The organism is Methanofastidiosum sp. (assembly GCA_035362715.1).
Taxonomy (GTDB): domain Archaea; phylum Methanobacteriota_B; class Thermococci; order Methanofastidiosales; family Methanofastidiosaceae; genus Methanofastidiosum.
Genome location: DAOSDU010000006.1, coordinates 95,131 through 104,496, shown reverse-complemented (window position 1 = coordinate 104,496; position 9,366 = coordinate 95,131). Strand labels below are relative to the sequence as shown.

The window sequence follows — 9,366 nt, the reverse complement described above, 5'->3', positions numbered from 1 at the left end:
AATAGGGAAAATAGGGAAAATTAATTTTTTTCCCTTTTCTTAGGGATAAAGTATAAGTCCATATTAGTTCCAATAGAATCAGGTGATGCAAACGGCAGCAATAGTTGAAATGAACGGGAAGAAGTTTGTTGAAGGAAATGAGATAATAGCCGCTTGGAAGAGTGAAACAGGCTGGCACTGGTTTGCAACTGAAGTTTCCGAAATCAGGAGAGTAGAGGACGAGACAGGCGGCTCAATAATTAATGGCAAGCCAGAAAACGACATAATATACTATGGCCTAGTTTTAGGGCCAACAGAGGAGTGGGGCTACTTCTCGGCAAGAGAACTGGAAATGGACCAAAGGGTAGAAAAATTATTTTAATTTTTTATAATGTTCTATTTGTAATATTATAGTTTTCTGTTACATATGTTTTCATGTCTGTAAAAAAGAATTCTACAGTTTTTTTGTAATCCTTCACTCTGAATATTTCTTCCCAATAATTTTTAATTGGAGACTCTCTTTCAATTCCGTATGATGCCTCAATCTCGACCTCTCCTGTTTTAGAAATTTCAAGATAAGGCAGTATAACTGCATCAATCTCCTTAATGTTGAAGACTTCACTAGCAATCGTGCAACAGTCCTTGTAGTAGCTATCCTCATTTGAAGATAATGGCGAAAAGTCTCCGCTTACAAGAGAGATGACGCAGACCCCATTTTCCTTGGAATAGATGACCTTGTCTATCTTAAGTTCGATTTTATCCTTCAAGAGTGCATATGTTCTTGCAACTACCTCGGCAGGATCGGCTTCAGGATGCCCGACCAATGTTTCATCATTTGTCTGTATTTCATTTTTAGGAGAAGTAGATAAACAGGCACTTAATACTAAAACAGCAATTGGTATTAGAAACACGATATATTTTCTTGATGACATTTGATAGCCTCAGATATTTTGTTAAATTGATAAAAACTTTATATATAAATTTTTAGATAAAATTATATTAAATCATGTATTCATAGTTTGATGGGACATCCTCGAATCGTTTCCATTCGTACCACGAAGAAAGATTCAAAATATTGGCCCAATCGTTGATTCTTTTTAGATCTCCGTCAAAGTTGTTTTTATATTTGTCCATAATCTCGATAAGTAATCTGCCTTTATCCTCAAATTCAAAATCATCATAGCTGCCTAGTAACTCAAATTTTGTCTTTTTGGCTAGGACATTAAAATAAGCGTAGTTCATTGAATGTGAAGCTTCATAGATTTTAGAAGGTGTTATTTTTCTAACATCTTCAATCAATCCCCCTAAAGCTTCCTGCAGCTGGGATTGAAAAGAGATTTTCTGAAATTCTCTTAATCCAGGATATTCATTATAGATCCAATCTTCGATTTTTAGATCAACTGGCTGATTTGTAAGTTGCATTACTAGCCCCTTGAAAAGCATTTCAATTAACTTCTCAACCTTTGATTTAGGCATGACTTTGGATATGGAATCAATATCATTTGCTATCTCGTTGATAGCAGTCTCAGAACTCTTGGAAGATATAAAAGGGATTAATCTTTCTGAAGGATCGGATTTGAATATTCTTATGATGTGGCCGCATTCATGGGCTATAATGTGATTGATGCTTTGGCTTGCGCCCTCTTTGTAGTATACAATATGATTCTCCATATCATTTCTGGCCATCTTAAGCTTTGCATGTGATGTTATTTCCTTGTTTGGTATAAATTTGAATCTTTTCTCTGTAAGGCTCTCCACCTTTTCTAGGATCTCCTTTGTTTCAGGGATAAGTTCCAAGCTCATGAAATCATAACTCGCAAAATCCAATAATGTACTGTTTATGTTAATTATTTCTTTTAAGCTTATTTAAGAAAATATGAAAAGAAATACTTTTTACCTATTTCCCTATTTTTTTTCCATATTCTTATATATGGGGAAAAATATACTTATTGCATGTATAATTATAAATTCTTTATTAGATCTATTCTTGTTATTACTTTCTTATTATTGATTATTTCTCCCGGGTGTACACTTTGGACTAAAGCGAATTATAAAGAGTCTGGAAGAGAAGGTTTTGATGAACTAAAAAAAATAGAAGAAGCGCCCGAAAAATATCAATATGATTTAGATATTGAATCTAAAACTAAGACTGATTATAACACAGAATTGTTTTCAATTATCGAAGAACATTACATAAAAGCCAATCGAACATTTAGTAAAATGAAAGAACATGCCACAACAAACGATGAAAAAGAATTAGCAAGTAGCTTGATTAAATATACTTATTACAATGGATTACGTGTTCCAAAATTAAGGGATTTACTTATTTATTTATCCAAAAATAATGTATCCGATGAGAATGCCTACCTTCATCCTGAAGCCCTAATGTTAGCAAGAGATATAAAATCATACCAAAATTCAGCAAATCTTGAATTGGAAAAGGCCAAAGAAATCTTGGGCAGGATGCCCGAATACCAAAAGGATTTTGCCTATCTATATGAATTGGAAAGTATATTTGAATTGGAAACTGGGCAGGACAAAAAAGATAAGCCTTCCCCAATACAAGAGACAAACGCCAATATAATTTCGGATGAGATTTTTGTATATCTTTTATCTGCTTTTATAATTATTATATTTATAATAATACCCTCTGGGATAGCTTACTATTTAGTCAGGAAAAAAAGCAATAGAGAAGAAAAATTCTTAAACTCTGCTTTAATGGGGGTAGGATTTTTCATAATATGTATTGGAATGCTACTTATATTTTCGAGTGGTATGAACATTTCTTTTTTAACCGGTGGAATTATAATCTTACTATTCGGAATTTTGTTATTAATCTTATATATATTATATTATAAAGACATTCCTTTAAACCTTAAGAAAAGAAATAAATCAAATGCGAAAACAAATGATTCCAAGTTGGAAATAAATCTCGATAAAAAAGATAAGTCTCTTGAATATCTAAAAAGTTTTGACAAACTAACTGAAAAAGAGATAGTTGTATTTCTCTATCTTAAAAACAATCAAAATATTTCCAAAGATAAATTAAATGAAATGTTTGGCGAAGAAATAATTAATTCTCTTATCGCCAAGGGCCACTTTACTGAGGAGAATGTTGATCAAGACTAAACATTTCTATACGCACAAATTATCTTAGATACGCTATTCGACAATTCATATAAACTCTTTACCCAGTCTAAATACTCTTTGATTGTCTTTTCTTGCAAAAATTAATCCCTACGGCACAGTCATTTCTGGCCTTAAAAATAGAGTTGCATTACTGGAGAAGGAGCTTTCTATAGTTGGGCAGGACGGCAACCTCTACTTAAAGGAAACATCCGAGCCGAAGTTCCCAACGATATCTAAGGAGAAGATCCTGAAATACTGTGATCATTCCCCGCTTGTCCAGCCAATCCACAACGCAATAATACGTGAGGTCACAAACGCCGGATGGTCGATCAAGCCCCTTTTCAACTCTAAGTGCAGCAAATGCGGGAAAGAGTATGATAGACCTGAAGATGTTAGTTGTGATTGCGGGGGGAAAATATTAAGGCCAGAATTAGAGCAAAAAAACAAGCTCCAGTCCTTCATAGACAATCCTCATCCAGATATAGATCTTTATTCAATCATAAGATCCGCCCTCAAATGGGAGCTTTGTATTGATGACTATTATCTATCCCTTTCTTACATAAGGCAGAACGACAGGGGAAAGTATTTCATAATGGAGGCGCCCCAGGCACTCTATGTTGAGAATCCTCTTTTGATTGGGAAGGTTAGGCGTGGCGATTCTGATTGGTCGTACTTCTGCCCCATCTGCAATCTGCTTGATGAAGAATATTTATCAGAGTCAAAGGGGAAGTGCCCCAAGCATAAAATAGAGCTTTGGGAGACGGCATACGTACTTTATGCCGGGAGAAGGATAAGAAGGCGCTACTCCAAAAGAGAGATAATAGAGGGCCACTTCAATAGGAGACTCCCGGATGAATATGGCACTCCAATAATCCAGGCATGCATAAATCAGATAGAAGCGGCCCTAAATCTAGACCTCCTGAATCGTGACACTTTTGAGAAGGGCACCCTCGCAAAGATATTCGCCTTCGAGGGCTATACGCAGGACGAAGTGGCTTCTTTAGAGCAGGCAATAGCATCGATGGCCGAAAAAAGAAAAAGCATAGGTTCAAAGCTATTCAATCTTTTCCTGGGAAACTCGAAAGGCAAGATAGAGATCCATGATGTGCTTTCTGATCCCTCAAAACTCCAGGCTCTGGAGTGGCACCGCTACTATCGTGACATGCTCCTCTCAAATTACGGAGTGACCCCAGTCTTTGCAGGTACAGTTGAGAGCGGAAAGGCTGGGAACAACCCGATGCTGCAGATTGACGTGATGGCGAACACCACAAAGGCATGGATGAGGACAATCTCTGAGCCCATAAACACTATTCTGCTTTCAGCTCTTGGAATAACGGATTGGTACTTTGATTTTGATGAGATAGAGCGTGAAGACAAGAAAGAGTCGGCATTGATCCAAAAGCTAAGGGCCGAAACAGTCGCCATCTACAGAAGCTCCGGTCTTGAGATTGAGATAGAAGACGATGGCACCATTAATCCGATCATAACAAAAGAAACAAAGCCAAAAGAGCCCATCCCGCAGATAGAAAAACAGAAAGATCCTCTAGACAAATTGTTCGATGATTTTGAAGATGCACTCTTCCATATTTCAAGGGATTATGAGAGCGGCCTGCTTCAAACTCTGGAAAACAGTTCAAAAGATAGGGCCAATCTTGATAATGAAATAACTCCAGCCGTATCAGACGTTACACTAAAGCTAGGCGCCGAGCTTAGGGCCAATATTCATCTTATTTTTAATCATGCTTACCTAAATACAATTTCTAAATACGCAAAAATAATCTCAAAAGATGATATCAATCCAAACATACTGAAATACCGGAAGGAGTATTTTGAGAGTTACGTCTCGCCCTTCTTCGATAAGTGGGAGGATAGGGAAAAGGAGAACATATTCAAGATTATCGAGGAAGAAATTCTAAAAGGCTACAACTGGCAGACAGTCAGAAAAAGATTGTCAGAGGATTATTTCGAAAGAAGGGATTCTTACTACTGGCGGATGGTGGCAAGGACCGAAGGAACGAGAGCGTTCAGCTTCGCATCAGAGCGGGCGGCAAAGGATCTTGGTGCCACCGAGAAGAGATTCATTTTTACTGAAGATGGCCTTGCATGTGTTAGCTGTGTCCAGGCCTCAAAAGAGGGATGGCTTCCCATTGATTCAGAAACCTCATTTGGCAATCCACCGCTTCATCCGAACTGCAGGTGCTACTATGAGTTCCGGATAGGGCCAGTTACCAAAAGGTGGGATGATGTGCCAGCTGAGAAGAGGAAAGACTTCACCGAAGAGATGCAGGATGCTCTATGGGAATACTCCTCCACTTCCTATTACATAAACACGATATTGAGGCACCCCTTGGATTATCTAAAGAGGATATCCTACAAGCTTCAGATAGAGCGTGCACTGAAAGCGATTGAAACAATGAAAAAGATATTCAATTTAGAAGGAAGCAAAATCAACGAAGAAGGTGTTCTTCTTTGGAGGGGCCTTGATGAAGCTGACATATTAGATCATATCCTTGATCCAAATGATCCTGAGCTAAAGGATATTTTCGATGACAAGGGATTTTCAAGCACAAGCAAGGATAGCGACATTGCCCTTGCTTTTGGTTATCATTACATGCAGGTAAGCGAAGGCCATATAACAATGCTTAAAATCCACGTCCCTTACGGAACAAGGGTGATTTATATTGGAAATTCATATGAGTACGCCCAGGAGGAAGTCATACTGCAAAACGGATCAATTTTCCGCATAAATAACACTTCTTTCAGGGATCTTACAGAGTCTGAAAAAGAACTACTGTACAATGAAGGCATGGACCCAGAAAGACAAAAAAATATAAAGGTCAAAATCTATGATGTGGACTACCTAGGTGATGCAAATATCAGAGCTTAAGAAGGATGATCCGGGCAGGAGATTTGTCGCAGGAGAATTTGTAACACGTGGCATAAATCTATGCAAGATGTGCGTCCATTACAGAAATGACAAAAAGTGTGAAGCATTTCCGGACGGTATACCCCATGAGATATGGATCCTCAAGGTATTGCACAAAAAGCCATATCCCGGCGACAATGGAATAACTTACAAGCCGCTTCCAGAATATGACAGCTCTATTGAAAACATAAACGCTACATATGATAAATATTTCTCTTGATATAAAGGCAGAACCTTTGAAATCAGTTCTAAAAAAGGCCCCGTTTGAAGTTGACAGGATTGTTTCTGAGGAGATAGCTAACTGGGCACTCAGGACTTCTAATCTTGCAAAATCCAGATCACCAGTTAGAACTGGAAATCTAAGGCAGTCCATAACGCCGGCAAGAACAACTGATTCTGCAAGCGTTTCCGCCCTTGTCATGTATGCAAAGTTTGTCGAGCCCCCTCCTCTTGGAGTTCCGATGAAGCGGAAGATGACGAGAACTATGTTTCTATACAACTCCGCCATGGAGGAACTTGACGTGACTGTTCTAAAGATTAATGATAGAATCAAAGAGCTAATGGAAGTTTAGATCATGGAAGACTCATTCAGATTTCAGGGCGAGTTCTTCAAGGTGAACGGCGAGGAGGACTTCTTCATATTCGGCCCGGCATCGGCAGAGATGCTGGATAGCCAGGGGGACGTCATAAGGATTGACGCTGTGAAGAAGGCACTACCAGAACTTTTGAAGCGTGCAAGGGTCACCGTCGACCACAAGGACCAGATAGTAGGCGAGATTATCGAGTCCTTTGAGAAAAAAGGCCTTATTTACAAGACAGAGGTAAGGCCACCAAACGACGATGAGCTCTCAAAATTTTCTAGCCTTGAGAAGGAGAAGGAGGCCCTATTCGTCTTAGCAAAGGTCTGGGACGATACGGAATACTGCAGGGAGGTAAGAAAAGCCATAGAGAAGGGCGACTACAGATCATATTCTATTTCTGGTAACGTCCTAAACTCTAGGCCTTGCAGCTCAAGCGAGGGCTGCACAAGAATCGTATCTGACCTAAATCTATCTGCAGTCACCATCTGCCGCTCAGGTGCAAACCCAGCGGCGCAGTTTGACATCTTAAAAGAGGAAAAAGAGATGCCGGAAGAAGTTACAAATGCCGAGGAGAAGGGGCCTGAGTTTCTCACCCGCTCCGACTTTGAGGCATACAGGAACGACCTTGAAAAGAGGCTTGAGCCACTTTCAAGAATAGATGAGATCCTTGGAATTCTTAAGGCCAAGGAGAACGACACTGGCCCTAAATTAGAGCTCGAAAAAATCAGGGAGGAGATAAAGAAAGAGATCCTCTCAGAGTTCAGGCCGGTCCAAAAGTCAGAGGGAGTCTCTCAAAAGGAAATCTCAACTGACGACATAGTATCAATGCTATCCGAGAAGAGGATCTAATGACAGCTCCATTTTTCAAAAGCTACGAGGACATGCTGGACTACTACTACTGGCAGCCGCTGAAGAGATCAGGGGTCGACCCGAAGGTATTCCAGAAGTATAACAGGGCAAGCGACATCGCAGAGGAGATAGATCTTTCAAAGTCTGATGCTCCAGTGCTCACATCAACTACAGGGGTAAAAAACGTCCTTTTCGGGGCAACGCTTTACTCCCAGATAGTCACTGAATCAAACGCATTTGCACTACTCCCAAAGAGGCCTTGGTCAAAGTCAGGTTACAGGGCACTAACTGCTGCAGGTCTAACAACTGGCGGTCACATAACAGAGGACGGGGCAATACCTGAGACAAAGAAGCCAACGTTTGCAGAGATAACTGTGACACCACATACCGTAGCAAGGGCCACAAACATTTCTGAGATGGAAAGGCTTCTCGAGCAGAAGGATGACACCATAAAATGGGCTGATGTCGTTTCATATACTGCCGATGAGTTCAGGAACACTTTGAACAGGAACATATTGGCCGATGCAGATGGTGCAGCAACAGATGGCAGCATAATAACTCCACTTGACAGGATCATCTCTTCCTATTCTGAGTTAGCAGAAACAGAGCTCACCACAAACGAGGGGGACGTCTACGGCCTTGACAGGGACGCTGAAGCTTCATGGACAGATGCTAATGTTTCGCATGGCGGATCATCTGGAACTGAGACTGACCGGACCCTAACGCTTTCCATGATAGATGACGTCATAGCAGAGTGCGAGCCCTACTGGGACAGCGGAGGTAGGAAGAATAAGGCCATCTTGACAGGTTATGACACCGCCAAGCGTATAGCCCAGCTTGAAAGGCCCAAAGAGGTCTACACACCCGACGCCTACATCGAGTTCACTGTGAACGGGATAAAGGTCAGGGGAAAGGAAGCTGGCATACCAGTTGCAACATTTGACGGCATCCCGATTTTAAGGAGCAACAACGTCCCGAAGGACACCATATCCAGAATTTACATCCTGGATCTCGATCATGTCTCTCTGGAAATGCTTAAACCAATTACTTACGTTGAGACAAGCGATCCTTTCATCCAGAACAAGTTCGGGACAGAGGGCGTATTCTCCTGGATTGGGGAGATATGGTGCGACCGCTTCAAGGCCCAGGGAAAGATCAGGGGTCTGAAATAGGCCCTATTTTTATTTTAGGCGATTACCATGGCTAAGGTTAGATACGATGGACCCGAGACCTACTACACCGTCCAGGGCACAACTGGCATAGTCTACCAGTTTACCGGGAGGGACAAGGTCTCAGAGGTAAGGAATCCAGAGGACATAGAGATGCTAAAGGGAAAGGGCGGATTTACGGTGATAGAAGGAATCGAGCTTGGCAATATCAAGAAGGTGAAGTGATGGCATTTTCTAGCGTGATAAAGGGGTACGGCAAGAGCGGGGACAAGGCAACTACATGGGGAACTTTCACAAACGGAGTTTCAGACACAGGTGGCGACATAAACACTGGGCTTGTCATTTGCGAGTCACTTTCACTTGAGTTCACAGGCTCTGCCGTAGTGGCAGATGCTGCCGCAATAAATGAGTCGTTTCCATGCGCAGGAAATGCCGTAACGATAGTAACAACTGCAGACGCTGACGGCATCTGGCGGGCCGTAGGCTACTAAAGGTGGCTTAATGGAACCCGCCGATCACGACATCTTGATAGAGATAAAGACCGACCTCTCCTGGATAAAGAAGAAGCTAAACGACCAGTGCGAGTCATACAAGGAACACGAGGATAGGTTAAGCTCTCTTGAGACCTGGAAGGACAGGGCAGCTGGGGCGATCACCATAGTTGAGTTTGCAGTTGGCGGCGGGATAATCTTCTCAATAATTTCAATACTGTTGTGGCTTGCGAGGCCCTAAA

12 protein-coding genes are annotated in these 9,366 nt (G+C 41.1%); 10 read left to right on the top strand and 2 right to left on the bottom strand.

Annotated elements, in window-relative coordinates:
• The first annotated feature begins 82 nt into the window (after positions 1 to 82).
• Positions 83 to 361, top strand: a complete 279-nt coding sequence (locus tag PLI06_05660; protein ID HOI77080.1) for a hypothetical protein — start codon at positions 83 to 85, stop codon at positions 359 to 361.
• Between the two features lie 4 nt (positions 362 to 365).
• Here the strand turns inward: PLI06_05660 and PLI06_05655 are convergent, their stop codons facing one another.
• Both PLI06_05655 and PLI06_05650 read right to left on the bottom strand, forming a co-directional pair.
• Positions 366 to 911 (bottom strand): hypothetical protein, encoded by a 546-nt coding sequence (locus PLI06_05655; protein ID HOI77079.1) that lies wholly within the window; start codon positions 909 to 911, stop codon positions 366 to 368.
• Positions 912 to 978: 67 nt separating this feature from the next.
• Complete coding sequence (locus PLI06_05650; GenBank protein ID HOI77078.1) at positions 979 to 1,782, bottom strand: hypothetical protein; 804 nt, start codon at positions 1,780 to 1,782, stop codon at positions 979 to 981.
• Between the two features lie 417 nt (positions 1,783 to 2,199).
• On the opposite strand from PLI06_05650, the gene PLI06_05645 reads away from it, so the two are divergent.
• The 9 genes from PLI06_05645 (at position 2,200) to PLI06_05605 (ending at position 9,365) form a co-directional block, all read left to right on the top strand.
• The gene (locus tag PLI06_05645; GenBank protein HOI77077.1) at positions 2,200 to 3,108 is read left to right on the top strand and encodes a hypothetical protein; all 909 of its coding nucleotides are present in this window, start codon (positions 2,200 to 2,202) and stop codon (positions 3,106 to 3,108) included.
• Positions 3,109 to 3,190: 82 nt separating this feature from the next.
• Entirely contained in the window at positions 3,191 to 5,995 is a 2,805-nt protein-coding gene (locus PLI06_05640; protein ID HOI77076.1) for an ADP-ribosyltransferase, read from the top strand.
• Complete coding sequence (locus PLI06_05635) at positions 5,976 to 6,254, top strand: hypothetical protein (protein HOI77075.1); 279 nt, start codon at positions 5,976 to 5,978, stop codon at positions 6,252 to 6,254. Before PLI06_05640 ends, PLI06_05635 begins: the two co-directional genes overlap by 20 nt.
• Positions 6,235 to 6,606 (top strand): hypothetical protein, encoded by a 372-nt coding sequence (locus PLI06_05630; protein ID HOI77074.1) that lies wholly within the window; start codon positions 6,235 to 6,237, stop codon positions 6,604 to 6,606. Before PLI06_05635 ends, PLI06_05630 begins: the two co-directional genes overlap by 20 nt.
• Positions 6,607 to 6,609: 3 nt before the next feature.
• Positions 6,610 to 7,464, top strand: a complete 855-nt coding sequence (locus PLI06_05625) for a hypothetical protein (protein HOI77073.1) — start codon at positions 6,610 to 6,612, stop codon at positions 7,462 to 7,464.
• On the top strand, positions 7,464 to 8,636 hold the full coding sequence (locus PLI06_05620; protein ID HOI77072.1) for a hypothetical protein: 1,173 nt from the start codon (positions 7,464 to 7,466) through the stop codon (positions 8,634 to 8,636). The genes PLI06_05625 and PLI06_05620 overlap by 1 nt, the downstream gene beginning before the upstream one ends.
• A gap of 27 nt (positions 8,637 to 8,663) precedes the next feature.
• Entirely contained in the window at positions 8,664 to 8,858 is a 195-nt protein-coding gene (locus PLI06_05615) for a hypothetical protein (protein HOI77071.1), read from the top strand.
• Positions 8,858 to 9,124: a hypothetical protein gene (locus PLI06_05610; protein ID HOI77070.1), complete on the top strand. Its 267-nt coding sequence runs from the start codon at positions 8,858 to 8,860 to the stop codon at positions 9,122 to 9,124. The genes PLI06_05615 and PLI06_05610 overlap by 1 nt, the downstream gene beginning before the upstream one ends.
• 10 nt (positions 9,125 to 9,134) lie before the next feature.
• Positions 9,135 to 9,365, top strand: coding sequence for a hypothetical protein (locus tag PLI06_05605; GenBank protein ID HOI77069.1), 231 nt, complete (start codon positions 9,135 to 9,137; stop codon positions 9,363 to 9,365).
• Position 9,366: the final 1 nt, after the last annotated feature.